At 67.0% G+C, this 25,752-nt stretch carries 20 protein-coding genes and 1 pseudogene; 5 read left to right on the top strand and 16 right to left on the bottom strand.

Annotation, left to right across the window (positions count from 1 at the left end; all coding sequences use genetic code 11):
* Positions 1-21: 21 nt before the first annotated feature.
* The 5 genes from LDO54_RS25695 to LDO54_RS25675 are packed head-to-tail and all read right to left on the bottom strand — an operon-like array spanning position 22 to position 7,929.
* Positions 22-1,761, bottom strand: coding sequence for a cyclic peptide export ABC transporter (locus LDO54_RS25695; RefSeq protein ID WP_224013481.1), 1,740 nt, complete (start codon positions 1,759-1,761; stop codon positions 22-24).
* A 49-nt stretch (positions 1,762-1,810) separates the two neighbouring features.
* Positions 1,811-3,862, bottom strand: a complete 2,052-nt coding sequence (gene fhuB, locus LDO54_RS25690; RefSeq protein WP_224013480.1) for a Fe(3+)-hydroxamate ABC transporter permease FhuB — start codon at positions 3,860-3,862, stop codon at positions 1,811-1,813.
* On the bottom strand, positions 3,859-4,851 hold the full coding sequence (locus LDO54_RS25685; RefSeq protein ID WP_224013479.1) for an ABC transporter substrate-binding protein: 993 nt from the start codon (positions 4,849-4,851) through the stop codon (positions 3,859-3,861). The genes fhuB and LDO54_RS25685 overlap by 4 nt, the downstream gene beginning before the upstream one ends.
* Position 4,852: 1 nt before the next feature.
* The gene (locus tag LDO54_RS25680) at positions 4,853-5,707 is read right to left on the bottom strand and encodes an ATP-binding cassette domain-containing protein (RefSeq protein WP_310631908.1); all 855 of its coding nucleotides are present in this window, start codon (positions 5,705-5,707) and stop codon (positions 4,853-4,855) included.
* Between the two features lie 26 nt (positions 5,708-5,733).
* Positions 5,734-7,929 carry a TonB-dependent siderophore receptor gene (locus tag LDO54_RS25675; RefSeq protein ID WP_224013477.1) on the bottom strand — a complete coding sequence of 732 codons (2,196 nt, stop codon included), beginning with the start codon at positions 7,927-7,929 and terminating at the stop codon, positions 5,734-5,736.
* A gap of 258 nt (positions 7,930-8,187) precedes the next feature.
* Here LDO54_RS25675 and LDO54_RS25670 point away from each other — a divergent pair, with 258 nt between their 5' ends.
* Complete coding sequence (locus LDO54_RS25670) at positions 8,188-9,039, top strand: AraC family transcriptional regulator (protein WP_224013476.1); 852 nt, start codon at positions 8,188-8,190, stop codon at positions 9,037-9,039.
* A gap of 25 nt (positions 9,040-9,064) precedes the next feature.
* Here the strand turns inward: LDO54_RS25670 and LDO54_RS25665 are convergent, their stop codons facing one another.
* Complete coding sequence (locus LDO54_RS25665) at positions 9,065-9,580, bottom strand: GNAT family N-acetyltransferase (protein WP_224013475.1); 516 nt, start codon at positions 9,578-9,580, stop codon at positions 9,065-9,067.
* A gap of 95 nt (positions 9,581-9,675) precedes the next feature.
* Complete coding sequence (locus LDO54_RS25660; RefSeq protein ID WP_224013474.1) at positions 9,676-10,467, bottom strand: PhzF family phenazine biosynthesis protein; 792 nt, start codon at positions 10,465-10,467, stop codon at positions 9,676-9,678.
* Between the two features lie 382 nt (positions 10,468-10,849).
* On the opposite strand from LDO54_RS25660, the gene flhD reads away from it, so the two are divergent.
* Together flhD and flhC are read left to right on the top strand one after the other, a co-directional pair.
* Positions 10,850-11,167, top strand: coding sequence for a flagellar transcriptional regulator FlhD (gene flhD, locus LDO54_RS25655; RefSeq protein WP_224013473.1), 318 nt, complete (start codon positions 10,850-10,852; stop codon positions 11,165-11,167).
* A 21-nt stretch (positions 11,168-11,188) separates the two neighbouring features.
* Positions 11,189-11,794 carry a flagellar transcriptional regulator FlhC gene (flhC, locus tag LDO54_RS25650; RefSeq protein WP_224013584.1) on the top strand — a complete coding sequence of 202 codons (606 nt, stop codon included), beginning with the start codon at positions 11,189-11,191 and terminating at the stop codon, positions 11,792-11,794.
* A gap of 87 nt (positions 11,795-11,881) precedes the next feature.
* On the opposite strand, the gene LDO54_RS25645 is transcribed toward flhC, so the two are convergent.
* Together LDO54_RS25645 and hisD are read right to left on the bottom strand one after the other, a co-directional pair.
* Positions 11,882-13,273: a GntP family permease gene (locus LDO54_RS25645; protein ID WP_224013472.1), complete on the bottom strand. Its 1,392-nt coding sequence runs from the start codon at positions 13,271-13,273 to the stop codon at positions 11,882-11,884.
* 226 nt (positions 13,274-13,499) lie between these two features.
* Complete coding sequence (gene hisD, locus LDO54_RS25640) at positions 13,500-14,813, bottom strand: histidinol dehydrogenase (RefSeq protein WP_224013471.1); 1,314 nt, start codon at positions 14,811-14,813, stop codon at positions 13,500-13,502.
* A 210-nt stretch (positions 14,814-15,023) separates the two neighbouring features.
* Between hisD and LDO54_RS25635 the strand changes: the two genes are divergently transcribed.
* The gene (locus tag LDO54_RS25635; protein ID WP_224013470.1) at positions 15,024-16,070 is read left to right on the top strand and encodes a LacI family DNA-binding transcriptional regulator; all 1,047 of its coding nucleotides are present in this window, start codon (positions 15,024-15,026) and stop codon (positions 16,068-16,070) included.
* A gap of 76 nt (positions 16,071-16,146) precedes the next feature.
* Here LDO54_RS25635 and LDO54_RS25630 read toward each other — a convergent pair whose 3' ends face one another.
* The 7 genes from LDO54_RS25630 to LDO54_RS25600 all read right to left on the bottom strand — a co-directional run bounded on the left by LDO54_RS25630 (position 16,147) and on the right by LDO54_RS25600 (position 25,290).
* Positions 16,147-17,280, bottom strand: coding sequence for an NADH:flavin oxidoreductase/NADH oxidase (locus LDO54_RS25630; RefSeq protein ID WP_224013469.1), 1,134 nt, complete (start codon positions 17,278-17,280; stop codon positions 16,147-16,149).
* Positions 17,281-17,452: 172 nt separating this feature from the next.
* A complete protein-coding gene (locus tag LDO54_RS25625; protein WP_224013468.1) occupies positions 17,453-19,054 on the bottom strand; it encodes a Na+/H+ antiporter in 1,602 nt (533 codons plus the stop codon).
* A gap of 195 nt (positions 19,055-19,249) precedes the next feature.
* A complete protein-coding gene (locus tag LDO54_RS25620) occupies positions 19,250-20,212 on the bottom strand; it encodes an efflux RND transporter periplasmic adaptor subunit (protein WP_436975679.1) in 963 nt (320 codons plus the stop codon).
* A 56-nt stretch (positions 20,213-20,268) separates the two neighbouring features.
* Positions 20,269-20,469 (bottom strand): DUF1656 domain-containing protein, encoded by a 201-nt coding sequence (locus LDO54_RS25615; protein ID WP_224013467.1) that lies wholly within the window; start codon positions 20,467-20,469, stop codon positions 20,269-20,271.
* A complete protein-coding gene (locus LDO54_RS25610) occupies positions 20,453-21,940 on the bottom strand; it encodes an efflux transporter outer membrane subunit (protein ID WP_224013466.1) in 1,488 nt (495 codons plus the stop codon). The genes LDO54_RS25615 and LDO54_RS25610 overlap by 17 nt, the downstream gene beginning before the upstream one ends.
* Positions 21,941-22,017: 77 nt before the next feature.
* Entirely contained in the window at positions 22,018-24,234 is a 2,217-nt protein-coding gene (locus tag LDO54_RS25605) for an FUSC family protein (protein WP_224013465.1), read from the bottom strand.
* 147 nt (positions 24,235-24,381) lie between these two features.
* On the bottom strand, positions 24,382-25,290 hold the full coding sequence (locus tag LDO54_RS25600) for a LysR family transcriptional regulator (protein ID WP_224013464.1): 909 nt from the start codon (positions 25,288-25,290) through the stop codon (positions 24,382-24,384).
* A 211-nt stretch (positions 25,291-25,501) separates the two neighbouring features.
* Here LDO54_RS25600 and LDO54_RS25595 point away from each other — a divergent pair.
* A pseudogene (locus LDO54_RS25595) lies at positions 25,502-25,750 on the top strand (serine hydrolase); the annotation flags it as partial.
* Positions 25,751-25,752: the final 2 nt, after the last annotated feature.

Below are 25,752 nucleotides of genomic sequence, written 5' to 3'. Positions count from 1 at the left end.
CGCGAGAATCCGTGCGTGTCATCAGAGCGTGCCGGTGCGCGCGGCGTGCTGCGGGCGCACTTCCTCGACGATGCGGCCGTTTTCCATGCGGATATAGCGGTCCGATGCGTCGAAATAGCGGTCGTCGTGCGAGATCACAATCAGCGTTTTGCCCTGACGCTTCAGGTCGGGAAGGATCTCGGTGTAGAACACGCGGCGGAAAGTCGGGTCCTGGTCGGCGGCCCATTCGTCGAGCACCATCACCGGCCGCTGTTCGAGATACGCATGCACGAGCGCGAGGCGCTTGCGCTGGCCCGTCGAGAGGTCGGTGGTGGTGAACGCGCCGTCGCGCACCTGCACCTTGTGCGCGATCTCCAGGCGTTCGAGATAGCGCTGCGCTTCGGCGCCGAGGCGCGCTTCGCCGGGAATCAGCGTATCGAACAGGTAATAGTCCGAGAACAGCGCCGAAAAAAGCTGGCGATACGCGTCGAGACCGCGGTCGTCGACGGGCTGGCCGTTCACGCGCAACTGGCCCGCGTCGGGCCGATAGAGGCCGAGCAGCAGCTTGATCAGCGTGGTTTTTCCGCAGCCGTTTTCGCCGACGATAAAGAGCGTTTCGCCGCGCGTGATCGTGAGATCGACCGGGCCGAGTTCGAAGCCGCCGGGCGCGTCTTTCGCGTCCTGACGGTTCGCGCCGTCGTCGGCGGCGGGCGGCGCGGCGAAGCGGTAATGCACGCGATCGAGCGAGATCGTCGTGAAGTTTTCCCAGTCGATGACGGCCGTTGCCGCTTCGGTTTTTTCCCCTCTTTCCCCGTTTACATCGCGCGAATCCGCCGCCACGAGCGCAGGCTCGCGCGTCGAAAAGCGCGCCTGCAATTCGGCGATGCGCTGGAACGCCACCTGCGCGCGCCCGATGATCGGCAACGCGCCGACGATCTCCTGGATCGGCCCCTTCATGTAGAGCAGCACGAGCACGAAGCCCGTCGTCACCGCGCGATCCGCGTCCGCCACGCCGTTTTGCAGCGCGAGCATCAAGCCGACCACGATGAAGAACAGCAGCGAGCCGAACGCATTCGCGGAGACGAACACGTTCGCTGCGCGCACGCGCAAGCGGCGGATTTCGTCGATCGTGCCGCTCAGTTCGTGCTCGTAGACGTAGCGGCGGCGCGGGCCGTTCAGGCGCAGTTCCTTCGCGCCGTCGGTGATCGAGCGATAGTGTTTTTGCAGGCGGTCCTCGGCGGCGCGCGCGAGGCCGAAGCGCGCGATGCCGGCGCGCCGCGCGAGCGTCTGCACGACCGAGCCGAGCGCGATCGCGGCCAGCGCGACCAGCAGCATCAGCGGCGAGAGCACCAGCAGATAGCCGAGGCAGCCGACGATCGTCGCGGTCGCGATGGCGAGGCTCGAAAACAGGAACGAGAAGCCGCTGATTGTATCGATGTCCTGATTAAGTGCGGTGACCAGGCGATGGCTGCGGAACTGTTCGATCTGGCCGATGGGCGCGGCGAGAATGCGTTCGCTGAGGTCCTTGCGCAGCATTGCGATCACGCGCTGTCCGACGATGTTATTGCCGATGTCCGACGCCACTTCGCCGATCAGCGCGATGGCGCACAGGCCCGCGAAGCTCCACAGCAGCGTGGGCAGCGCGCCGTGGCCGCTTTGCAGCGTGCGGTTGGTGACCGCCAGCAGCGCGGCGGTGGCGATCCCGCTGGCTGCGCCCATCAGCGTGGCGAGCACGGTGATCGGCCACAGGCGGCGGAGCAGTCTTAGCAGTTGCACAAGCATCGTGTTCCCCAGAAATATCGGTGATTCATGCGTTCTCGCGGCGGGCCGCTCAACGGCGTCGGCCGAGCAGCCACATCAGATAGGGCGCGCCGATCAGCGTTGCGACGAGCCCGGCAGGCAACTCGCGCGGCATCAGCAGCGTGCGGCCCAGCCAGTCGGCGAGCACCAGCGTCAGCGCGCCGGTCGGCGCGGCGAGCGCGAGTTGCGCGAGCGGACGGCGCGCGCCGAAGAGGCGCGCGAAGTGCGGCGCGATCAGTCCCGCGAACGAGAGCGGGCCGACGATCAGCGTGGCCGCCGCCGTCAGCAGCGCGATCAGGGCGAGCAGCGCGAGGCGCGCGCCGCGCATCGGCACGCCGAGCGCGCGCGCGGGCGCGTCGCCGAGCGGCAGGATTTGCAGCCAGCGCTGCGTGAACGGCACGCATGCGCAAAGCGCGAGGCACAGCGCGAGCGCGAAAGCGGCGTCGGCGGGCGTGATCGTGTAGGTCGAGCCCGAGAGCCATTGCAGCAGCGCGGCGGCTTGTTCGCCGCCGCTCGCGATCGACACGGCGACCACGGCCTGGAACAACGCGCCGATCGCCACGCCCGCAAGCATCACGCGCTCGGGCGCGTAGCGCGAGCGATGCGAGAACGCGAGGATCGCGAGCAGTGCCGCCAGTGCGCCGAGGCTCGTGGCGGCGAGCCGCGCGGTGTGACTCGCGCCGATCGATGCCATGAAGCCACCCGCGCCGGTCACGAGCACGACCAGCCCGAGCGCTGCGCCCGCGCTCACGCCGAGCAGTTCGGGGCTGGCGAGCGGATTGCCGGTGAGGCGCTGCATCAGCGTGCCCGCGACGGCGAGCATCGCGCCGGCGGCCAGCGCCGCGAACGCGCGCGGCGCGCGCCAGATCGTGACGTGCGCGAGTTCGTTCCATCCGCTGAGGTGCCAGCCTTGCGGGCCGCGTGCGCAGACGAGGCTCAGCACGAGCGCGCCGAGCAGCGCCAGCATCAGCGCCGCGAAACGCCAGCGCAAGGCGGCGGAGGAGGCGTGACGGCCATGCCCGGCGAGCGAGGGCGACGACGGCGACGCGACGAGCCGCGCGCCGCGCTGCATCCGCGCGAGCAGGATCAGCATGACGGGCGCGCCGTACAGCGCGGTCTCCGCACCGGTCGGCAGCAGATCGCCCATCACGCCGGAAAAGCGCTGCACGGCCTGATCGGCGACCCAGAGAATCAGCGCGCCGCACAACGGCGCGGCCACGAGGCGCGGCCCGAGCCGACGCGCACCGGCCATGCGCGCGAGCGGCGGCGCAGCGAGCCCGATGAAGCCGATCACGCCCACCGCGCTCACCACGGCCGCGCTCAGCATCACGGCCAGCGCGAGCGCCAGCAGACGCATGCGGCGCAGCGGCAGGCCGAGGCTGTGCGCGTTGGCGTCGGCGAGACCGAACAGCGTCATCGGGCGCAGCAGCAGAAGCGTCACCACCGCGCCGATCGCGAGCCGCGTGGCCAGCATCGTCGCAGCTTGCCAGTCCTGCTGCACGAGCGAACCGCCGCCCCAGATAAACAGGCCGCGCAGATAGGGCGCGTAGAACATCTGCAACGCCACGCCAATCGAGCCGCAATAGAGCGTGACGACCATGCCCGCCACGGCCACCGGCACCGGCGCGAGACCGCTGCGCCACGCGAGCCCGAACACCAGCAGCGCGGCGACGAACGCGCCGCCGAGCGCGATCCACGAACCGGCCGCGCCGACGAGCGCGGGGGCCGCGAGTGTCGCGACGGTCAGCGCGAGTTGCGCGCCCGCCGAGACGCCGAGCGTCATCGGTTCGGCGAGCGGATTGCGCAGCACCTGCTGGAAGATCGTGCCCGCGAGGCCGAGGATCGCGCCGCACAACCAGCTCACGACGAGACGCGGCAGCCAGCTGTCGTGCACGACGATCTGCTGGATGCCGAGCGGCGCGCGCAGCGCGCGCCACCATTGCGCGGCGGGCAGCAGCGCGTCGAGATTGGCGAGGCTGAGCGCGAGCGCGGCGGCCAGCAGCGCGGCCGTCAACAAGGCGGCGAGGCCGCCGGGCGCAAGCCTGCGGAAAAGACGAAGCGGAGCGATGCGAGCGGTATTCATGAGCGTGACGTGCCTGGCGTCGCGAGGCGGGCGGGGCTGCTGAGCGCATCGGTGAGCACGGTGGCAAAACGCGCCGCCGAGGGCAGCATGCCGAAGCCCCAGAACGGCGGCAGCGCGGCCACGCGTCCGGCGGCGACGGGCGGCAGGGCGCGCCACAGGCGATTGCTCGCGAGCTGACGGTCGACGCCCGCGGGCAGCGGGTTGAAGTAGAGCAGGGCGGCGTCGGGCACGGCGGCCAGTTGTTCGAGACCGGCCACGCCGATGCCCCAGTAATCGGTCGGGCCGCGCCACGCGTTGCGCAGCGCGAGCGCGTCCAGCACGTCCTGAAACACGCTGCGCGCGCCGTAGACGCCCACATGGCGGCCATCGAAGAAACGGATCAGATAGAGCGGATCGGCGGGGCTCGGCGTGCCACTCGCGGGCGTGCGTGCGCGCGCTTCGGCGAGCCGCGCGCGTGCCGTATCGATGACGTGTTGCGTGCCGTCGATCAGCGCCTGCGCCGCCGCTTCAGCGTTGCACAGCTTGCCGAGTTGCAGCGTCACCTCGCACGAGCGCCGATACGGCGAACCGGCATCGGTATAGACCGCGAACGCGCGCACCGGCGCGATGCGTTCGAGCATCTCGCGCTGCGACTCCTGGCTCGAATTGATGAGGATGAGGTCGGGCGCGAGTTGCTGGAGCAGTTCGAGACTCGGCGCGAGGCGCAGGCCGACGTCCGTCACGCCTGGCGGCACGGCGGGCGCGACCACGCTCGCGTTGTAGCTGTCGACTTCGGCGACGCCGACGGGCATCACGCCCATCGCGAGCAGCGTCTCGACGAGCCCCCAGTCGAGCACGACGACGCGCGGCGCACGCGCGGGCACGGACAGCACGGAAGGCGTGGATGACGCCGCGAACGTGCGCGGCATATCGAGGCATAAAAGCGGCAACAACGAAGGCAACCACGAAGGCAACAACGCGGCGCGCCGCAACAAGGTCCGTCGATTCATGTCAGCGCGCGACCGCCAGTCGGCTGCCGCTATGCGGATGCGCGAGGATATCCATCGGAATGCCGTAGATCGATTCGAGCACGCGCGCGTCCATCATCTCGTCGGGCGTGCCGCATTGGAGCAGGCGGCCGCTGTGCAGCGCGATCATGTCGTCGCAGAAACGCGCCGCGAGATTGACGTCGTGCAGCACAATCACGACCGTGAGCGCGCGTTCGTCGGTCAGCGTGCGCAGCAGGCGCAGCACCTCGATCTGATGCGCGATGTCGAGTGCGGAAGTCGGTTCGTCGAGCAGCAGGCAAGGCGCGGCCTGCGCCACCAGCATCGCGAGCCAGACGCGCTGACGCTCGCCGCCCGACAGATGGTCGGCGAGCTGCGAGGCGAAACGCGCGGTGTCGGTGAGACGCAGCGCCTCGTCGATATGCGCGTGATCGTCGGCGCTCAGGCGGCCCAGCGCGCCGTGCCACGGATAGCGGCCGAGCGCGACCAGCTCGCGCACGGTCATGTCGGTCGCGGCGGGCGGATTCTGCGGCAGATACGCGACCTGCCGCGCGAACTCGCGCGCGGGCCAGTCGCGCAGCGCCGTGCCGCGCAGACGCGCGACGCCGCGCGTGCAGGCCTGCTGGCGCGCGAGCAGCTTGATCAGCGTGCTCTTGCCCGAGCCGTTATGACCGATCAGCGCGGTCATGCGGCCGGCGGGCAAGACGAGGTCGAGCGGCTGCAACAGGACGCGCCCGTCCGCTTCGAAGGCGGCGCCTTCGAGTTCGAACAGCGGCGCGGGCGATGACGAGGCGAGCGGCGCGCGCGCTGTGCGGGCGTCGGTTGCTTCAGTCGCTTCAGTCGATGCTGTCGATGTCATGTCGTTCAACACACGCTTCCTCGGGCTTACCAGCGATAGCGCGCGGAGGCGAGCACGTCCACGCCATCGGCATAGGTACAGGTCGTCGAGCTGAAGCACGACGCGATGTACTGGCGATTGAACAGGTTCTTCGCGTTCACCGAGAACAGCCAGTGCTTGCCGGTGTCGTAGTGAACCGCCGCGTCGAACACGGTGACCGCGCCCACGTGGATCGTGTTGCTCTCGTCGTAGGTCGCGCCGATGTAGCGCACGCCGCCGCCGAAGCCGAGCCCGCGCAGCGGACCGCCGTGCATCGTGTAGTCGAGCCACGCCGACGCCGAATGACGCGGAATGCCCCACACGCTCTTGCCTTCCAGCGACGTGCTGGTGCCGCCGATGGTGGTCGCCGTGTCGTTGGACTCGGTCGTCACGTCGTTCAGATACGTGTACGAGAGCACGAGGTTCAGGTCGTTCGTGAGGCTCGCGTGGCCTTCGAGTTCGAGCCCGCGCGCACGCACTTCGCCCGCCTGCGTGTAGTAGCCCGAGTGATCGAGGTCGGCGGTCAGCACGTTGTGCTCGGTCAGGTTGAACAGCGACGCCGTGACGAAACTGTTGTAACCCGTCGGCTGATACTTCACGCCCACTTCGTACTGCTGCGCCGTGGTCGGCTTGGCCATGCCGCCGCCGTACAGCTCGCCCACCTGCGGGTCGAACGACTTCGAGAAGCTCGCATACGGCGCGATGCCGTTGTCGAACAGATAGACGAGACCCGTGCGCCACGTGAACGCGCGCGCCGACTGCGACTCGTAGGTCGAGGTGACGGGATTGTTGTCGTCGGCGTCGACCCAGTCCTCGCGCGCGCCCAGCAGGAAGCGCCACTTGCCGAACGCCATCTGGTCCTGCGCATACACGCCGAGTTGCTTCTGGCGGATGTGGTCGTAGGAGGTTTGCGCGGGCATCGTGTTGTTGCCGTAGATCGGATCGAACACGTTGAGCGACGACGCGTCGAAGGCCGCGCCCACGTCTTCGCCGTAGATCACGCGCTGGAAGTCGAAGCCGGCCAGCACCGTGTGCTTGACCGGGCCGGTCGAGAATTTCGCCTGCGCCTGATTGTCGATCGTGAAGACGTTCGCGCTTTCGCGGTTATAGAACGAGTAGCGGTTCAGCGTGGTATTCGAGCCCGACGCGTAGCCGTAGGGGAACACGTTCGCGAAGTCGTCCTTCACATACGTGTAGTGCGTGTTCTGGCGCACCGTCCAGGTCTCGTTGAAGCGATGCTCGAACTGATAGCCGACGGAAAGCTGCGTGCGCGAGTGATGATCGAAATCCGGGTCGCCAACATTTGTGTGCGACGAGATCTTGCCCGCCGGATTGAACAGCACCGTGCCGACAGCGGGCACGAAGTTGTAATAGCCGACGTCCGGGTCGCGCTGATACTTCGCGAGCACCGTGAGCGTGGTGTTCTGGTCGGGCTTCCACGTCACGGCGGGCGCGATGTAGACGCGCTTCTGACGCGTGCCGTTCACCTGCGTGGTCGAGTCGAGGCCCGTGCCGGTGAGCCGGTACGAGAGCTTGCCGTCCGCGCTCAGCGCGCCGCCGAGATCGAAGCCCGCCTGCAGGAGATTGTGGCTGCCGGTCGTGAAGAACACTTCGTGGATCGGCGTGGTGGTCGGCTGCTTGCTGACGAGATTCGCCACGCCGCCCGGATTGGCCTGGCCATAGAGCACCGAGGCCGGGCCGTGCAGCACGTCGATGCGTTCGAGACCGTACGGGTCGAAGTTCGGGATCGCGTAGCCGAAGCTCGCGTCGCTCGGAATGCGCGAGCCGTCGAGGAACTGTTCGAGGTAGAAGCCGCGGCTAAAGAGGTAAGGCGCGCCCGACGCCGACGCGCCGCGAATCTCCGATGTCACGCTCGCCGTGTAGCGCAGCGCTTCGGCCACGGTCTGCGCGCCTTGCGCGCTCATCTGGTCGCTCGTGACCACCGAGACCGATTGCGGCGTCTCGATCAGCGGCGTGTCGGTCTTGGTCGCCGACACGGAGGTGATCGGCACATAGCCGTCCGCCGTGCCGGTGGCGTGGTTGTCGTGGTTGCTCGTCACCTTGACGGCGGGCAACTGCTCGTCCGTGCTGGCGGTGGTGTTGGTCGTCGTCGCGGTCTGCGCCTGAGCGGCGTGGAAGCCGCTCAACAGGCAGAACAGCAAGGCATTGCTCAACGCGCTCGATACGCGTACCCCGGTCTTCATGTGTGATCTACCCGCTACTGTCGATAAATGTGAATGAGAGTGATTCGTAGTTACATCGTAAAAAACAAAAAAGCGTGCTCTTGGTGGCGCTAATTGGGCAAAACCGTGGGGGAGTACGACAGATCAAGGCGGCGCGAAAGCGCGCCCAGAGGCACTATAATCGGAGACCCTGACTTACGTCAGGACAACTTTGTCGTCAAAAAGGACATTTTTGGCGTATTGGAAGTATCACGCTGCAACTTTGTCATCGAACAGGACATGGCCGCACCTCGGCTCCAGACCTTCGGACAGAGCGCCGCTGCAAAAAAGGTGATTGCGCAAGCGATCAACTACGCGGACGGCGCCCACGAAATCGCCCACATTCACCATCGCGCGCAACTCATCTACGTGGCGGGCGGCATCGTGCGCGTGATCACGCCGGGCGGATTGTGGACGCTCAAGCCCGGCATGGCCTTGCTGATCGGAACGCAAATCGAGCACGAATTGCACATGGTCGGCCAGGCCGCGCTGCGCACGCTCTATATCGACCCGGACACGCTGCCGCCGCTCGCGGGCGACTGCCGCATGATCGCGCTCGACGACCTGCTGCGCGCGAGCATCGCGGCGATGTGCGAGGCCGGCGACGGCGAAGCCGCCGAACGGCGCACGGCCGTGATCGTACCGCTGATTCTCCATTTGCTGGCGGAACGCCTGGCGAGCGCCGCCGACGCCGACGCCGACGCCGATGCAGATGCCGATGCCGCCTATATCCCCGATATCGCCGACGAGCCGCGCCTGCCGCTGCCAGACGACCTGCGTCTGCGTACGATCTGCGAGAGCCTGATCGCCGATGCCGCGAACGCCGACACACTCGAACAATGGGCCGAGCGCACGGGCGCGAGCGTGCGCACGCTCGCGCGGCTGTTTCGCCAGCAGACCGGCATGAGCTTCGTGCAATGGCGCGAGCGGCTGCGGCTCGAAGACGCCTTGTCGAAACTCTCGGTCGGCCACGCGCCCGGCGATGTGGCGCAGGCGCTCGGTTACGCCGACGTGCGCACGTTCACGGTGATGTTCCGGCGCGCGTTCGGCAGCACGCCGCAGCAGTTTCGACAGAGTTTGAACAGGGGGTGAGCGGAGGTTGAAACGTTGGCGGCCGCTAGGCTAAGGGAGGCGCGCCGCTTCCGTCTGCGGGGAATCGGTACGTGACGAAGTGTTCGTCTTTCGCCTCGATCTGAAAACCGAGCGACTCATAGAAGCGCACGGCATCGTGATTGCAGAGGAAACACGACAGTGTGATCGACCGATTCGATTGCGACGCGCGCGACATGATCGTTCGCATGACCGCGCGTCCAATGCCCCGATTGCGAAATTCGGGCTTCACGATCAGCAGCGACACATGAACGGCTTGCGCTTCATGGCTGAGCGCAAGATAGCCCGCGATTTCCTTTCCCTGAGCGATCCATTCGAAATCGGCATCGCGATACGACGTATTGAAGCGCGCTTGCTGAAACGCGTCGTCCCAGCCGAAAGTCTGATCGATGTAATCGTGCAGCGACGATTGATAAAGCGCGAATAGCGCTTGCCGGTCAGTCTGTCCTTCGGCTATGGGAATCAATTCGAAGGGAATGGCGTCGCTAATACGCGTTTCGTGCGGGGCGGTTTGCCAATTCATGGCGTATCCGGGAGCGATGATTGCCGTTAGTTTAAGACGTTGCTATCGAGTCGTGCGATCGACTCAATAGCAATAGTGATAACAGCCATAGCGAATCAGGCTGAAAGCAGCACCGCCCGTCCGCCAATTTGCACGGTCCCAGATTGGTAGCGCGCGACGAGCGTACATGGCTGGCCGAGCAAGTCGCCTTGCAACAGTGTCAGGTTCCGTTCGAGCGATAACGCCAGTGCGCCCGCAGCGACACCTGTTGCCGTGTCTTCGAAACTCGGGTCGAGGTGGTTGAAATTTCGGCCAGCGTAAACACCGTCGTCGAGACGGCAATACGCGTACATGCCCGACACCGCGTGCTGTCGCCCCCAACCGACGATCCCTGCAAGATCCGGTCGTAACGCCTCGAGTGCGGAGGGGCTCGCCACTTCGACAAGCAGCTTTGCGCTGCCGACTGATGACGGGCCGCGCACCGCGATCAGATCCGCCGGATCGGCGCGCAGCAGTTCCGCAATCTCCGCGATATCGAAATCCAGGTCCGGGCAGGGCTGCGCTTTCACGGCAACGAAGATCGTCGCGTCCATGCGCTCGATCTCAAGCGTCTGGCGATGCATGCGGGTGACGAACCGGGCGCTGGCGCGATCCGGCGAGTCATGAAAAAGCACAGCGCTCGCCGCGAGCGTCGCGTGCAGGCAGAGGGGGCTGCGAGTATGCGGGTAGTAATAGTCGAGTTGCCTTTCGCCCTCGGCGTTGACGTCCACGAAGACCGTTGCATTTGCATTTTGTTGCCGCGCGAACACCTGCCGTTCCGGCTCGGTCAACGCTGCGTTTTCGACGACGATGGCGGCATTGCCACTTTCATGGGTACGTCCAAAACATTGAACACGATAGATTTTCATTGACGGGACGTCTCGGGTTTCTGGTCGAGGCGATTATCGCGTATTCGCAGGCCGTTCCGCAGGTTGAGCACAAATGACCGGTCGCCATTTCGCATATCGACGTAAATACCGACTGTGCAGGAATGCAAGAAAGATCCATGCCCAACCCCCCACGCGATAACGACTCTTCACCGCCTCCCGTTAGCGATTGATTAAATTCATTCGTGTGAACATTGACCGGACTCGTGGGCCAGGACTAATCTGGAAATGCAAACATTCACCGCGCTTGATTCATCGGCCTTCACTCGGACCGCATAAAGACCGCATCAACGCGAAGTTTTCCGATGAAGCGATTCAGGCGTTTAGCGTGGCCGCTCATAAACAGCGATCGGGGCTAAGAACCATGAATACACTCGACATTCAGGAAAGCATTCGCGACGTCAATCTCTCTTATCTCGTGCTGGCGCAGCGCATGTTGCGCGAGGATCGCGCCGTCGGCATGTTCCGGCTCGGTTTGTCGGCGGAGGTCGCCGACCTGCTTGCCGGTCTGTCACTGGCGCAGGTCGTAAAGCTCGCCACATCGGATCATTTATTGTGTGCGTTCCGCTTCAACGATCAGATGCTGCTTTCGACGCTCACGCAGCCGTCGAAGCACGCGGAGATCGTCTCGACGCATGCGGCGATCCTGATGGCCGGTCATCCGGTCGAACTGCTTATTTAGGCGCGATTCGTCATGAATACGATGCCCAGGAAAAGCGTCACCGAAGACGCGCAAGAGGTGTTTCGCGCCGTCGCGCTCATCGAACTCGGCGCGCGCATGCAGGTATTGGAGAGCGAGTTGAATCTGTCGCGCGACCGGCTGATCCGCCTGTATCGCGAGGTGCGGGGCGTGTCGCCGCCGAAGGGCATGCTGCCGTTTTCCGCCGATTGGTACATGCCGTGGCTGGCGAATATTCACGCCTCGCTGTTCTTCAATACGTATCTGTTTCTCAGGCGCGAGGCGAGCTGTTCGCATCTCGACGCGCTTACCAAAGGCTATCGGCTTTATCTCGAACACTGCAAACGCACCGAGGGCGAACCCGTGCTCGATCTGACGCGCGCGTGGACGCTGGTGCGTTTCTTCGAAGCCGAATTGCTGCAATTGACGCCGTGTTGCCGCTGCACGGGCAAATTCGTCGCGCACAAGCACGATTTGCAGAAGGGCGTGGTGTGTGCCGCGTGTCAGCCGCCTTCGCGCGCGGGTAAGACGAGGAAAGCGGTGCGTGCGGTCGAAGAGGCGATTGCCGTGGTGGTCGGCGAGGAAACGCATGAAGCGGCCGTGAACGAGGCGGCAGCGGAAGCGGCTTGAGATCGAGGCTTTCAATGAAAAACGCCAGCGCTCAAAACGCTGGCGTTTTTCATCCGCGCGGCAATTGCAGCCGGATGCGGAATCGCGTCAAACCAGACCCGTTGTGAGAAACACCGCGATCACGAGAAACGATGCCGCGACTTTAATCCCCGTCATGAAGAAAATGTCGCGATACGCTTCGCGGTGCGTGAGCCCCGTCACCGCCAGCAAGGTGATGACCGCGCCGTTGTGCGGCAGCGTGTCCATGCCGCCCGCCGCCATCGACGCCACGCGATGCAGCACCTCCAGCGGAATGCCCGACGCGTGCGCGGCCGTGATGAAGCGGTCCGCCATCGCCGCGAGCGCAATGCTCATCCCGCCCGACGACGAGCCCGTGATACCGGAGAGCAGATTGATCGTCACCGCTTCGTTGATGAGCGGATTCGAGATCGACTGAAGCGCGTGGGCGACCACGAGAAAGCCCGGCAACGCGGCGATCACGGCGCCGAAACCATATTCCGATGCGGTGTTCATCGTCGCGAGCATGGCGCCGCCGACGGCGGCTTTCGAGCCGTCCGCGAAGCTGCCGCGAATCGACGCGAAGCCGAACAGCAGCACCACGAGAATGCCGCTGCACAGCGCGCCGAGCACGGCCCAGATCGCGTTGATCTTGGCGATTTCGATGCTGATCGGCGCGCTCATGCCCGGCAGCGCGAAGCTGTACGTGGCCGGATACCACTGCGGAATCAGATGCGTCAGCACCAGATTCACCACGCCGACGATCACGAGCGGCAGGATCGCGATGGCCGGATGCGGCAGCTTCACGTCGTCGGCGGTCACGGGTTCGTTGCGCAGATTCGTGCCGTAGCCTTCGCCCCTGGCTTGCGCGCGGCGGCACTGCACTTCGAGGTACACGACGCCCGCGATGAAGATGAACGCCGAGCCGATCAGGCCGAGCCAGGGCGCGGCCCACGACGTGGTCTTGAAGAACGTCGTCGGGATGATGTTCTGGATCTGCGGCGTGCCCGGCATCGCGTCCATCGTGAACGTGAAGGCGCCGAGCGCGATGGTCGCGGGCATCAGCCGCTTGGGAATGCCGCTCTGGCGGAACATTTCGGCGGCGAACGGATAGACGGCGAACACCACCACGAACAGCGACACGCCGCCATACGTGAGCAGCGCGCAGACGATCACGATGACCGGAATCGCGCGGTCGCGTCCGAGCAGGCCGATCACGGCGGCGACGATCGAGCGCGATGCGCCCGACAATTCGACCAGCTTGCCGAAGATCGCGCCGAGCAGAAAGACGGGGAAGTAGAGCTTGATGAAGCCGACCATCTTGTCCATGAACAGGCCGGTAAACACGGGCGCGGTCATGGAAGGGTCAGTCAGCAGCACCGCGCCGAGCGCGGCGACGGGGGCGAACAGAATCACGCTATAGCCGCGATACGCCGCCAGCATGAGAAAGCACAATGCGGCCAGCGCAATGATGACACTCATCGAATTTCCTGATTATTGTCGTGCCGGTCGGGTGGCGGCGTGGGGCAGCGAGTGCCACGCGCGCGCAGGCGCGGGACGCGCAATCGTGCGATCCCGCGTCCCGTTCCGACCTTCGTGGGGGTGCGTTTTCATGCGCGCGGCGCGGCGGCCGCGCCGATGAAACCGGCGGTCTCCTTCAGGCGGGGCATCAGCCCCGCCGCCGTACGCTGCGATGCGATCGCGTCTGTTACGCCGGCACAGCCGAGCCGTAAGGCACGTCCTTCTGGCCGTAACGGCGCACGCGGATATTCGCCTGTTCGCCGTGCGCGATCATCCCTTCGATCGCGCACAGACGCGAGCAGTACGAGCCGATCAGCGCGCTCGCCTCGTCGGTGAGCACCTTCTGATACGTGCAGGTCTTGATGAACTTGCCGACCCACAGACCGCCCGTGTAACGCGCGGCCTTGCCCGTCGGCAGCGTGTGATTCGTGCCGATCACCTTGTCGCCGAACGCCACGTTGGTGCGCGCGCCGAGGAACAGCGCGCCGTAGTTCTTCATGTTGTTGAGGAAGTAGTCGGGGTCGCGCGTCATCACCTGCACGTGCTCCGACGCGATGCGATCGGCTTCCTGAACCATTTCCTCGTAGCTGTCGGCGACGATCACCGCGCCGAAATCGCGCCACGACACGCCCGCCGTGTTGGCCGTCGGCAGAATCTTGAGGATGCGCTCGACTTCGGCGATGGTGTCCTGCGCAAGCTGCATCGAGTTCGTCAGCAGGATCGCGGGCGTGTTGAAACCGTGTTCGGCCTGGCCGAGCAGGTCGGTTGCACACATTTCGGCATCCACACTATCGTCGGCGATCACGAGCGTTTCGGACGGCCCGGCGATCAGGTCGATGCCGATGCGGCCGAACAGCTGGCGCTTCGCTTCGGCGACGAACGCATTGCCGGGGCCGACGACCATCGAGACCGGATCGATGCTCTGCGTGCCGAGCGCCATCGCGGCGATCGCCTGCACGCCGCCGAAGGTGTAGATCTCGTCCGCGCCGCCCAGGTGCATGGCCGCGACCACGGCCGGATTCGGGCGGCCCTGCACGGGCGGCGACGCCGTGATGATGCGCGGCACGCCCGCGACCTTGGCCGTCACCACGCCCATATGCGCCGACGCGACGAGCGGAAACTTGCCGCCCGGCACATAGCACGCGACGCTGTCGACCGGCATGTTCTTGTGGCCGAGCACCACGCCCGGCAGCGTTTCGACCTCGATATCGCGGATCGAATCGCGCTGCGCCTGCGCGAAGTTGCGCACCTGCGCCTGGGCGAACTTGATGTCGTCGAGCTGGCCTTGCGAGAGCGAACGCACGGCGGCGGCGATCTCGTCGTCGGACAGACGGAAGCGCTCGGGCGACCAGTTGTCGAATTTCGCGGACAACTCGCGCACGGCTTCGTCGCCGCGCGCGGTGACATCGGCGAGGATGCCGGTGACCGTGTCGCGCACCTTGGCGGCGTCCTGCGACGAATCTTCAGCGGTGCGGCCGTGCTTCAAGTAGTGGATTGCCATGGTTGTTCCTGGATGATTCCTGAAAGGGCGGGGGACCCGTTTTGCGCTGCCGTTTGCGTCGGCTTTGCGTTACGATTGGACGCAAATTTAGCGCAAGTTTTTATGCAAATGCTGTGCAAATAGTCCCGACTTACCCTGGGGTATACACGCCGACAGGCGTGTGAGGGGCAGATTGGCGGACAGAATCGGAAAGATTGGGAGGGGAGATTCATGCAAAAAAATGCAAGCAAAACCGGGTGGCCGAAAAGCACGAAGGTCAAGCTCGACGACGTGGCCGCGCGGCTCGGCGTATCGGTCTCGACGGTGTCGCGCTCGCTCGCCGGTCATCCGGCCATCAGTTCGGAGACGCGCAGCGCGGTGCAGGCCGTCGCGGCCGAACTCGGCTATCGCATTCCGACGCAAGGGCGGCGCGCGCGCAAGTCGGAGACCAAGCTGATCGGCGTGGTCGTGGGCGCGCTGCACAACCGCTTCATGACCGTGCTGCTCACGCACTTGCACGACGCGTTGCAGGAGTTCGGCTACCAGATCACGCTGATGATCGATCCGATGAACGACGCCGGGAATCTGCTCGCGTTTCGTCCGCTGATCGACGGTTATCTCGACGGTCTCGTGTTCGCGACGGCGACGCTCGATTCGCCCGTCGTCGCCGAGATGCAGCGGCGTGGCATTCCGCTCGTGCTGGTGGTGCGTTCGGTGGACGACGTGGCGGTCGATACCGTCGAGATCGACAACGTGCATGCGGGCGCGGTCGCGGCCGAGCATCTGTATCAACTCGGGCATCGGCGCATCGGTCTGGTGATGGGGCCGAAGAACACGTCCACGAGCCGCGACCGCGCGCGCGGCGCGCTCGAATGGCTCAAGGGGGCGGGCGTGGAAGCGGATGCGCTGTCGATCGTGTGGGGCGACTACACGACCGAAGCGGGCTATTCGAGCACGATGGCGCTACTGGGCGAGGCGGAGCCGGTCACGGCGATCGTCGCGGGCAACGACACGATCGCGCTCGGCGTGCTCGAAGCGGCGAGCCGCAGCGGCTTTGCGGTGCCGGAGCAACTGTCGATCATCGGTTTCGACGACATGCCGATGGCGGGCTCGCCGCTCGTCGGGCTCACGTCGATCCGGCAGCCGGTCGAGGCGATGGCGCGCACGGCCGCGCGACGCCTCGTCGAGCGCATTCGCGCGGGCGGCATGGGCGCGCCCACGCGCGACGTGTTGCCGATTCAACTGCTCAGGCGCGAGTCGACGGGGGCGGTGAAGTGAGCGTCGCGCCGTGAATCGGCGGGTGCGATTGCCGCCTGCATGAAGATTCGCTTCGCGAGGCGGCAGCGCATTCGTCTCACACCGTCGTTGCCGTCTCGCGCGGCCGCAGCAGCGCCGCGCCACGCCAGTGCGGTGCGCCCGCGCGTTCGTACTGCGGCGGGTAATCGATGGCGTCGACCGCGCCGAGGCGCTCGGCCGCGTGCCAGGCCCAGCGCGGATCGTCGAGAAACGCGCGGCCGATGGCGACGATATCGGCCTGACCGTCGGCCACGATCGCTTCCGCAAGCTCGGGTTCGACAATCATGCCGACCGCGCGCGTGACGATGCCGCTGGCCTTTCTCACATGCTCGGCGAGCGCGACCTGATAACCGGGCACGGCCTTGATCGACGCATGCGCCACGCCGCCCGACGTCACGCACACATAGCTCACGCCGCGCGCTTTCAACGCGCTGGCGAACACCGCCGCTTCCTCAACGGTGATGCCGCCTGGCAGCCAGTCGGTGCCGGTGATGCGAAAACCGAGCGCGACGTGTGCGGGCAGCACCGCCGCCACCGCGTCCGCGATCTCCAGCGGAAAGCGCATGCGGTTCTCAAGGCTGCCGCCATACGCGTCGTCGCGCTGGTTCGCGAGCGGCGAAAGAAACTGATGCAGCAGATAGCCATGCGCCGCATGAATTTCGACGACGTCGAAACCCAGACGCACGGCGCGCTGCGCCGCTTCGACGAAGCGATCGCGCACACGTGCGAGGTCCGCAGCTTGCATCGCGCGCGGCGTGTGCCAGCCCTCGGCGAAAGGGATGGCCGAAGGTGCTTCGGTATCCCAGGGATCTTCATTCTCACCGAGCGCGCCGCGTCCTTCCCACGGCCGTTGCGCCGATGCCTTGCGTCCGGCGTGGCCGAGCTGAATGCCCCAGCGCGTGCCTTGCGGCGCGACCGCGCGCGCCGATTCGATCACGCGGCGCAGCGCGGCTTCGGTGTCGTCGTCGTAGAGGCCGAGACAGCCGTGCGTGATGCGCGCGTGCGGCTCGATGGCGGTCGCTTCGAGCATCACGAGGCCGGCGTCGGAGATGCCGAACTGCATGAGGTTCATCAGGTGCCAGTCGTTCGCCTCGCCGTGCGCGGCGCTGTACTGGCACATGGGCGCGATGGCGATGCGGTTGCGCAGGCGCACCGGGCCGATATCGACGGGGGAGAACAGCTGGCTGGACATGACGATTCCTTTGCGTGAGTGCTGCGTTTTCGGGGCTTCGCATCGTGGCGAAACGCTGGAACAGAGCTTACGCGGCGGCGCTCGCGCGGAGAATCAGCACAAAGCGGAACGTGGCGTTGCGCGCGGCGCAACGTAAGACGCACGCGCCACACGCAACGCATCCTGTCCTTGGTTACGGCTCCAACAGACGCAACAGCCGCAACTCTTCGAGATCGAGTTCGGACTCGATGCGATGGAGCACCGCGTCGTCGACCTTGCCCGCGCGATGCAGGCCGAGCAGCGTCTGGCGCGACACGCCCACGAGTTCGAGTTCGACGCGCAGGAAGCGCTCGCGGTGCGCGATGCGCGCCTCGCCCTCGGTGTGTGCGTCCTCGTTCGCGCGCACGCGCACGCGGTACTCCGCTTGCAGGCGTTCGAGCATCGCGGGCTCGATGGCGTCGGCGCGCTGGCCGATCTCGTCGAGCGCCTTCAGCGATGCGCCGAAGGTACGCGCGCGCGTTTCGTGTTCGGACATCGTGTGACGCGCGGGCGGACGCAGCTTGAGCAGACGGATCAGCAGCGCGAGACTGCCGCCTTGCACGACCAGTGTGGCGATGATCAGCAGGAAGGTGCTGAACACGATGACGTCGCGGCCCGGAAAGCTGCCCGGCAACGCCAGCGCAGCCGCGAGGCTGACCACGCCGCGCATGCCCGCCCAGCCCATCACGGCGGCTTCGCCGAAGGACCAGGGACGGCGGTTGCCGTTGCCTGCGCCGTTCGCATTGTGTGAGCGCAAGCGCCCCGGCAGCCAGATCGTCGCGAACACCCACACGAGCCGCGCGACGATGGCCGCGGCGGTCGCGGGCAGCGCCACGCGCAGGCCTTCGATCACGACCGCGCCTTCGTGATTCACGCGCGCGAGAATGCCGTGCAGCGCGAGGCCGATCAGCACGAACACGAGCGCGTCGAGCACGAACACGATGGCTTCCCACGTCGCCTTGGCCTTGATGCGCATGTCGGCGCTGAACACGCGATGCTGGCGGATGCCGAGCACGAGCCCGCAGGTCACGACCGAAAGCACGCCCGAGCCGCCGACCGCTTCGGCGACGCCATAGCTCGCCCACGCCATCGCGAAGCTCAGCACGATGCCGAGCATCGGATCGACGAGACGCGCGAGCACCATGCACATCGCCTGGCCGCACACGAGGCCGACCGCGATGCCGATCAGGATCAGCGTGAAGAACAGGCCGGTGCCTTGCGCGACGGTGATCGTGGTCGCGGCCAGCGCCGCCGACACGGCGATCTGATAGATCAGCAGGCCCGAGGCGTCGTTCACGAGGCTTTCGCCTTCGAGCACGGCCACGAGCCGCGCGGGCAGCGGATTGCGTTGCAGGATCGCTTTCGCGGCGACCGCGTCGGGCGGCGAGACGATGGCGCCGAGCGTGAAGCACGCGGCCCACGGCAAGGCGGGATTGAACGCATGCACGGCGAACGCGACCGCGACGGTCGTGAACGTCACCGCGCCGAGCACGAGCGAAACGATCGTGCCCAGTTCGCTGCGAAATTCCTTCCACGCCGTGTAGAACGAACTCGACATCAGGAGCGGCGGCATCACCGCGGCGAGCAGCAGGCCGGGGTCCATGTCCGGCACGCGCTTGCCCGCGACCGCGACCACGCAGCCGCCGAACAGCAGCACGACGGCGGGCGGAATCGTCAGGCGTTCGGCGAGCCACGTGAGCGCGCCCGCGCCGCAGATCAACAGCAGCAGGTAATGAAAAAGCTCGACGTTGCTCATGCGCGCGCGGGCTCGACGAGCGGCGCGCGGGCGCCGGATTGAAGCGAAATCACGATGATGAGATGTTCCAGGTTGGGCCGCCGCGCGCGGCGGGCGCGCGTCAGCGAGTTGAATGGCCGGTGAAAGGATAGAGGCTTTCCGCTTGCGATGCGCTTAAGCGCAGGCGCAGACCTATCCGCAGCCCTGGCCGCTAACTCACCGCCGCGCGGAAGGCGTGAGACTCACCGTGCAGGTCATGCCCATCGCGAGCTTGATGTCGGCGGGCACGCGGTCGAGATGGATGCGCACCGGCACGCGTTGCGCAAGGCGCACCCACGTGAAGATCGGATTGACGTTGGCGAGCAGGTCGCCGCTGCTGGTCGGATTGTCGCGATCGGCGATCCCGCTCGCGAGGCTTTCGACATGACCTTCGATCGTCTCGCCGCCGGAGAGCAGCCGCACCTGCGCGCGGTCGCCCACGCGCACGGCGGGCAGCTTCGTCTCCTCGAAATAGCCGTAGACCCAGAACGAATGCGCGTCGATGAGCGCCATGCGCGCGACGCCCGCGCTCGCGAAATCGCCGGGATAGAGATCGAGATTGGTGATGTAGCCGTCGGCGGGCGCGTGCGCCTCGCTGCGCGCGAGATTGAGCGTGGCAGTGCGCTGCGCCACTTCCGCCGCTTTCACCTGCGCCTGCGCCGAGGCGAACGCCGCCGCCGCGCCCGCGTACGTCGCTTCGGATTGACGCGCGAGCGAGTCCGCGTCGGCGCGGCTTTCTTCGGAGATCGCGTCGCCCGCGAGACGCGCGCGGCGCGTGGCCTGGGCGCGCTTCATCGCGAGTTCGGTTTGCGCGGCCGTCATGCGCGCCTTCGTTTCGGCGAGTTGCGCCTGGGCGCGCAGCAGTTCGGCGTCGGCTTGCGCGATGGCGTACTGGAAGCGCGCCGGATCGAGCACGAACAGGACGTCGCCTTTGTGCACGTACTGGTTGTCGCGCACGCGCACCTCGCTCACGAGGCCCGACACGTCGGTCGAGATCCGCACGACCTGGGCGCGCACGCGGCCGTCGCGCGTCCACGGCGAGTCCATGTAGTCGAGCCAGAGCGCGCGCACGAGCGCGATGGACACGGCGAGCAGCACGAGCGTGGTGGCGGCGCGCAGGAGGGTTCGGGTAGTTATCATCGGGTCATCATCGGGTCGTCGTCGATGCGTCGGTCACACGGGAAAAAGCGGCGCGGTCATGGCCGCAACAACAGGGCCGCGCCGCTGAACAGCGCCGCGAACAGCGCGACGCGAAAGAGGCCGGGATGCCAGACATAGCGATAGACGCCGAGCCGCGCGAACGCGAGATCGACGATCACGAACAGCAGCACGCAGGCCGCGAGGATCGGCAGCAGGCCCGGCATGAGCAGCGAAAACCACTCAATTTCGCGCGGCATCGTTGGCTCCTTGCGCGGTTGGCGCGGTGGGTGCGCCATTCGCGGCAGTCGCTTCGCCAACGTAGCCGCCGCCGAGCGCGCGCATCAACTGCGCCCACGCGTCGAGCCGCTGCGCCTGCACCAGCGCGAGACTCTGCTCCTGCAGCAGTTGCGCGTTCTGCGCGGCGAGCACGTTGAGAAATTCGCTGATGCCGCTGCGATAGCCTTCGTCGGCGAGACGATAAGCCGTGCGCGCGGCGTCGAGCGTCGCTTCGGTGCTGGCCTGCTGCTCGTCGAGCGCGCGCAGCGAGATGGCCTGGGCGGCGACGTCGCGCATCGCGTCGATGACCGTGCGGTTGTACGCGTCCACGGCGGCGTCGCGCGAGGACACCGCCACGCCGTACTGGCCGCGCCGCCGTCCGCCGTCGAAGATCGGCAGCGAGATCGCCGCGCCCACGCCGTGCCCGACGCCGTCGCTGTTGACGAAGTTGAAGAAGCCGCCGAAGGTCGCCGCCGAGCCGAGCGAAGCCGTCGCGAGCAGGTTGATGTCGGGATAGAAGTCGGCGTGCGCGGCGTCGATGCCTTGCTCCGACGCGAGCACGCGCCAGCGCGCCGCCACGACATCCGCGCGATGGCCGACCAGTTCCGCGGGCAAGGCGGACGGCAGCGCGAGCGGCACGCTGAGCGCGAGCGTGGGCCGCGCGAGCGCGTCGCCATAACCGGGGCCCTGGCCCGCGAGCGCCGCAATCGCGAGGCGATCCAGCGCGATCTGCTGCTGCGCGCGTTGCAGGCGCGTCGCGCTCGTCGAGAGCTGCGTCTGCGCCTGAGCCGCTTCGAGGCGGCTGCCGATGCCCGCGTGCCAGCGCTGCGTGGCGATGTCGAAGGTGCGGCGCTGCTGGTCTTGAATCGCGGCATAGGCGTCGGCGAGCGCGTAGTCGAGCGAGAGCTGCACGTAGGCGCGCACGACGCCGGTCTGCAATTCGACTTCGGCGAAGCGCGCGTCGGCGGCGCTCGCGTGCAGACGATCGAGCGCGCCTTCGCGGATCGCGCGCTGCTTGCCCCACAGGTCGAGGTCGTAGGTCAGCGTCGCGCCGATGCTGTTGCTCCAGACCGTCGTGCCGCCCGGCGGCGCGGGCGTGGTGTAGCGCGCGTAGCGGCGGCGCTCGAACTCGCCGTCCACGTTGGCTTGCGGCCAGGCGCTCGCGCCCGCGATCTCGGTCTGGAAGCGCGCGGCGTCCACGCGCGCCGCGAACGCCTGGAGGTCGGGATTGCCCGCCGTGGCGTCGGCGACCACGCGCTCGAGCTGCGCGTCGTGCCATTGCCGCCACCAGTCGCCGCGCGGCCATTGCGCGTCGGCTTGCGTCGCGCGCAAGGCGGCGCCGGGATCGAGCGAGGCGGCGTCGAGCATCGACGCTTTCTTGTGGATGCCGCCGCTGTCGATGCAGGCGCTCAGCAGGACGGCGGCGGCCGTCGCGGTTGTGAGGGCGAGCACGCGGCCTGGCAATCCACGATGCAAGCGACGATCCAGGCCACGAAGCACGCGTCGAAACGAGAAAAAGGCGCGTGCGCTCATGCCATACGCTCCGTGCGGGTCCAGAGCGCGAGCGTGGCGTCGCGCAGGGCGAAGTCGGTGAAATGGAGCAGGGCGTGCATGCGGCAGCGGACGAGGGCGTCGGGACCGACGGGCGCGTCGGCGGCGGGCTCGATGCCGGGCGGCAGCGCGGCGAGCGCCGCCTGCGTGGCGGTCTGTGCGCGATCGGCGTTTTCGGGCGTGGGCGTATCGAACAGATCGGCGAGTGCGTCGAGCCACGTTTGCAAACGCGCCGTCCACGCGGCGGGCAGCGTGTCGCCGAGCCGCTGCGTGTCGAGACGCATCAGGATCATCGCGCGGCCCGCTTCGAGCACCGCGAACGCCCACGCGATCATGCGCTCGCGATCGACGCGCGGATCGGCGGGCGCGCCCGCGATCTGCACGATGCAGTCGCGCAGCTTGCGCTCGAAGTCGTAGAGCAGATCGTCGTCGAGTTCGCCGTCGCGCGCGTCGTCCGCGACCAGCGCGCGCACATCCGCGAGATAGCGGCGCGCGATCCATTCGCCCGCGCGCGGCGCGAGCACGGAGAAGGCCACGGCGGCCGTGGCGATGCCGCTCAGCAGCGCGAAGCCGGTGTCGAGATACGCGCTCGGGTTATAGACGGCCGGATTCGAAATGCCGACGATAAAGCAGAAGTAGATATTGAAGCCGAGCCCGAGCACGGCCGTTTTCGGGAACGTGTTCACGTAGGCGCCGACCATCACGAACAGCGCGATGACCGCCGCGAGCAGCGCGAAGGTGCCGAGCGACGGCAGCACGAAGAAGCTGAACGCGAAGCCCGCGAGCCAGCCCGCGAGGCAGCCCGTGAAGATCTGCCACGCGGCCGTGGGCGGGTCCGGCACGAGCGCGAACAGCGTGCTCGTGATCGCCACCGCGACGATCGCGGTCGATCCGCCCACCCAGCCCGAGGCGATCCACACGGCGGCGACCAGCAGCACCGCGAGCGCCGCGCGCACGCCCGCGATCAGCGCGGCCGTGCGGTTGCCGACCACGCGCTGGCGTGCGATGCGGCCGATGGCTTGCAGCACCGAGACGGTCCACGGCTGGCGGTCGGCCGCGCGCGCTTCGAGATAACGGCGGCACAGCAGGCGCAGATCGTCGGTCATGAACAGCAGCGCCGCGCCCGTGCTCTCGACGAACTGGCGTTGCGCGGGCGGCAGATCGTCGAGCGCGCGAAGTTGTGCGGCGATGCGTGCGGGCAGCGCCGTTTCGAAGGCGTCGAGACGCGGCAGCAGGGCGGCCACGGCGTCGTCGGCGATGCCGGGCGGGGAGGCGGTGGCGGTGTCGGGCAGCAGCGCGAGCGTCGCGTCGGTCAGCGCGGCGATGGCCGCTTGCGCGCGCGGATGCGCGTCGGCGCTCGCGTGCGTCTTGACGCGCTGGAGCGCGTAGAGCCACGTGACGGTGTCGAGAAAACCGCGATCGAGATCGAGAAAGACGGACTGGCGCAGCCGCATCGACGGATCTTCGAACAGCGCGCCGGTGCGCAGCAATTCCACGTTCGCGCGCTCGCCGATCAGGCTCAGCAGCGTGCCGGTTTGTGCACCGGCCTGTGCGCCGCTTTGCACCGTCGCGGCATCGCGCGCGAGCGTCGCGCGCAGCACGCCGAGCAGATGCGTGAAGCTCGCGCGGCTCGCCGCATAGAGCGCGGGCGCGACGGCGCGCGGCAGCACGACGGTGCTCACCACGCTCGCGCTCAGCACGCCGATCGCGACTTCGCTGATCGTGTGGATCACGTTGTCGAACACGCCGTAGGGATTCGCGAGCGCGGGCATCGCCGTGATCGCCGTGGAAAAGCCGGCGAGCACGAGCCCGTACGACTGGAAATTGCGGAAGTACGCCGAGCAGAACGCGCACAGCCCGATCCACGCCGCGAGCGCGAGAAAGAACGGCAACGGCTGCTGCGAGAACAGCGCGATCAGCACGAGGCCCGCGAGACTGCCGCCCACCATGCCGAGCCCGCGATACACGCCGCGCGCGATCACGATGCCGCTTTGCTGATGCATCATCACGATCACGCACGACAGCATGGCGGTGGCGGGCGAGCGCAGTTCGAGGCGCATGCACAGGCCCATCGCGAGCGCGACCGCGAGGCCGACCTTGGCGATGTGCAGCAGGCGCGGCGCGTCGTCTCGCCAGTAAGCGAGCCATTCGTCGCGCAGGCGCGTCGGCGTGGCGCTGGCGGGCGTCACGTTCATGGGTGTCCTTGTCGAGATGAGTCTGTGCGGCGCGCGCGAGCGGGGCCGATCCGCGTCGGCCGGTTCAGGCGCGCGGCATAGGATTGCACAGAGAAAAAACGCGTGCGCTTAAGCGCAGTGGTATCCGCGCCACGCGTGGACGACGCGTCAGCGAGCAGGCGTCTTGCGGCTCGGTGGAAACACGTTCGCGCTCAGAAAATCGACCAGCGCGCGCACTTTCGGCGACGGATGTTTGCTAGCGGGCCACAGCACATGGACGACGCCCGGACGCGCCAGATGCGAAGTGAGCACCGCGCGCAGGCGCCCATCGGCGAGCGGCGCACGGATCGAAAAGTCGGGCAGGTAGGCCACGCCGCGTCCTTCCAGCGCGAAACACACGCGCGTTTCGATGTTATTGCAGATCATCGAGACCGGCAGCGCGAGTTCGGGCTCGTCCTCATCGCGGCGCAGCGCCCAGGATTCGAGCCGCCCCGTGCTCGGGTAGCGGTAGTGCAGACAGGTATGGTCGAGCAGATCGGCGGGCGCTTTCGGCGTGCCGCGCCGTTCGAAATAGTCGGGCGAACCCACCACGCACCAGCGGAACGTGCCGAGCTTGCGGGCCGCGAGCCGCGAATCGCCAGGCTCGCCGATGCGCACGACGGCATCGAAGCCTTCGTCGATCACATCGACGACGCGGTCGGTGAAATCGAGATCCAGCTCGATTTGCGGATAGGCCTGCATGAAGTCGCTGAGCACCGGCAGCATCAGCGCGCTGACGAGCGGCAGGCTCACGCGCAGACGCCCGCGCGGCGCGGAGGTCGCCTGCGAAATCTCCATCTGCGCCGCCTCGATTTCGGCGAGGATGCGGCGGCTGCGTTCGAGAAACAGCGCGCCTTCCGACGTCAGCGTGATGCTGCGCGTGCTGCGATGAAAGAGCCGCACGCCGAGCTTGTCCTCGAGCCGCGCGACGCTCTTGCCGATCGCCGAAGCCGATACGCCCAGCACGCGTCCCGCCGCCACGAAACTGCGCGTTTCGGCGACCTGCACGAACACCACGAAGCCATTCAGACTTTCCACGCCACGTCTCCATTGCGGACACCGATGTCCGCATAACGCGGAACTCTACCCCACTTTTTCTTCAATCGCCGGCTCACTATCGTGGAGGGGATGGACTTTCAACGAGGCATTCAACGAGGCTGAACCGATGACGAATTTCGTATTTTCCGCGCGCCCGGACGCTGCTTCGGCGCAGTTGTCTGCGCGCGTTCACGAGGTGGTCCGGCGCGCGCTCGATGAGCGGCGGCGGGTGGGCGCGGTCGATCTCGACGCGGCCATCGAGTTGCGCGACCGCGTGCGCGCCGCCTCGCCCGAATCGAACGGCACCTGGCGCTGGGGCGGCGCATACGGCCATTCGTGGTTCGTGGACCCGGCGCGGGCACTCAGCGTCGTCGCGCTGACGAATACGCTGTACGAGGGCATGTCGGGCTGCTTCGTCGGCGATTTGCGCGACGCCGTCTACGGCGCCGGGGAGGCATGACG

Origin of the sequence: Paraburkholderia tropica (genome assembly GCF_914484835.1) — a bacterium.
GTDB lineage: Bacteria > Pseudomonadota > Gammaproteobacteria > Burkholderiales > Burkholderiaceae > Paraburkholderia > Paraburkholderia tropica_A.
Note: the sequence above shows the minus strand (reverse complement) of the source record. Positions and strands in the feature narration are given on the sequence as shown.

Coding starts and splice junctions, on each gene's coding strand:
- LDO54_RS25695 (WP_224013481.1), bottom strand. CDS start 1,761: ATGCTTGTGCAACTGCTAAGACTGCTCCGCCGCCTGTGGCCGATCACC.
- fhuB (WP_224013480.1), bottom strand. CDS start 3,862: ATGAATACCGCTCGCATCGCTCCGCTTCGTCTTTTCCGCAGGCTTGCG.
- LDO54_RS25685 (WP_224013479.1), bottom strand. CDS start 4,851: ATGAATCGACGGACCTTGTTGCGGCGCGCCGCGTTGTTGCCTTCGTGG.
- LDO54_RS25680 (WP_310631908.1), bottom strand. CDS start 5,707: ATGACATCGACAGCATCGACTGAAGCGACTGAAGCAACCGACGCCCGC.
- LDO54_RS25675 (WP_224013477.1), bottom strand. CDS start 7,929: ATGAAGACCGGGGTACGCGTATCGAGCGCGTTGAGCAATGCCTTGCTG.
- LDO54_RS25670 (WP_224013476.1), top strand. CDS start 8,188: ATGGCCGCACCTCGGCTCCAGACCTTCGGACAGAGCGCCGCTGCAAAA.
- LDO54_RS25665 (WP_224013475.1), bottom strand. CDS start 9,580: ATGAATTGGCAAACCGCCCCGCACGAAACGCGTATTAGCGACGCCATT.
- LDO54_RS25660 (WP_224013474.1), bottom strand. CDS start 10,467: ATGAAAATCTATCGTGTTCAATGTTTTGGACGTACCCATGAAAGTGGC.
- flhD (WP_224013473.1), top strand. CDS start 10,850: ATGAATACACTCGACATTCAGGAAAGCATTCGCGACGTCAATCTCTCT.
- flhC (WP_224013584.1), top strand. CDS start 11,189: ATGCCCAGGAAAAGCGTCACCGAAGACGCGCAAGAGGTGTTTCGCGCC.
- LDO54_RS25645 (WP_224013472.1), bottom strand. CDS start 13,273: ATGAGTGTCATCATTGCGCTGGCCGCATTGTGCTTTCTCATGCTGGCG.
- hisD (WP_224013471.1), bottom strand. CDS start 14,813: ATGGCAATCCACTACTTGAAGCACGGCCGCACCGCTGAAGATTCGTCG.
- LDO54_RS25635 (WP_224013470.1), top strand. CDS start 15,024: ATGCAAAAAAATGCAAGCAAAACCGGGTGGCCGAAAAGCACGAAGGTC.
- LDO54_RS25630 (WP_224013469.1), bottom strand. CDS start 17,280: ATGTCCAGCCAGCTGTTCTCCCCCGTCGATATCGGCCCGGTGCGCCTG.
- LDO54_RS25625 (WP_224013468.1), bottom strand. CDS start 19,054: ATGAGCAACGTCGAGCTTTTTCATTACCTGCTGCTGTTGATCTGCGGC.
- LDO54_RS25620 (WP_436975679.1), bottom strand. CDS start 20,212: ATGATAACTACCCGAACCCTCCTGCGCGCCGCCACCACGCTCGTGCTG.
- LDO54_RS25615 (WP_224013467.1), bottom strand. CDS start 20,469: ATGCCGCGCGAAATTGAGTGGTTTTCGCTGCTCATGCCGGGCCTGCTG.
- LDO54_RS25605 (WP_224013465.1), bottom strand. CDS start 24,234: ATGAACGTGACGCCCGCCAGCGCCACGCCGACGCGCCTGCGCGACGAA.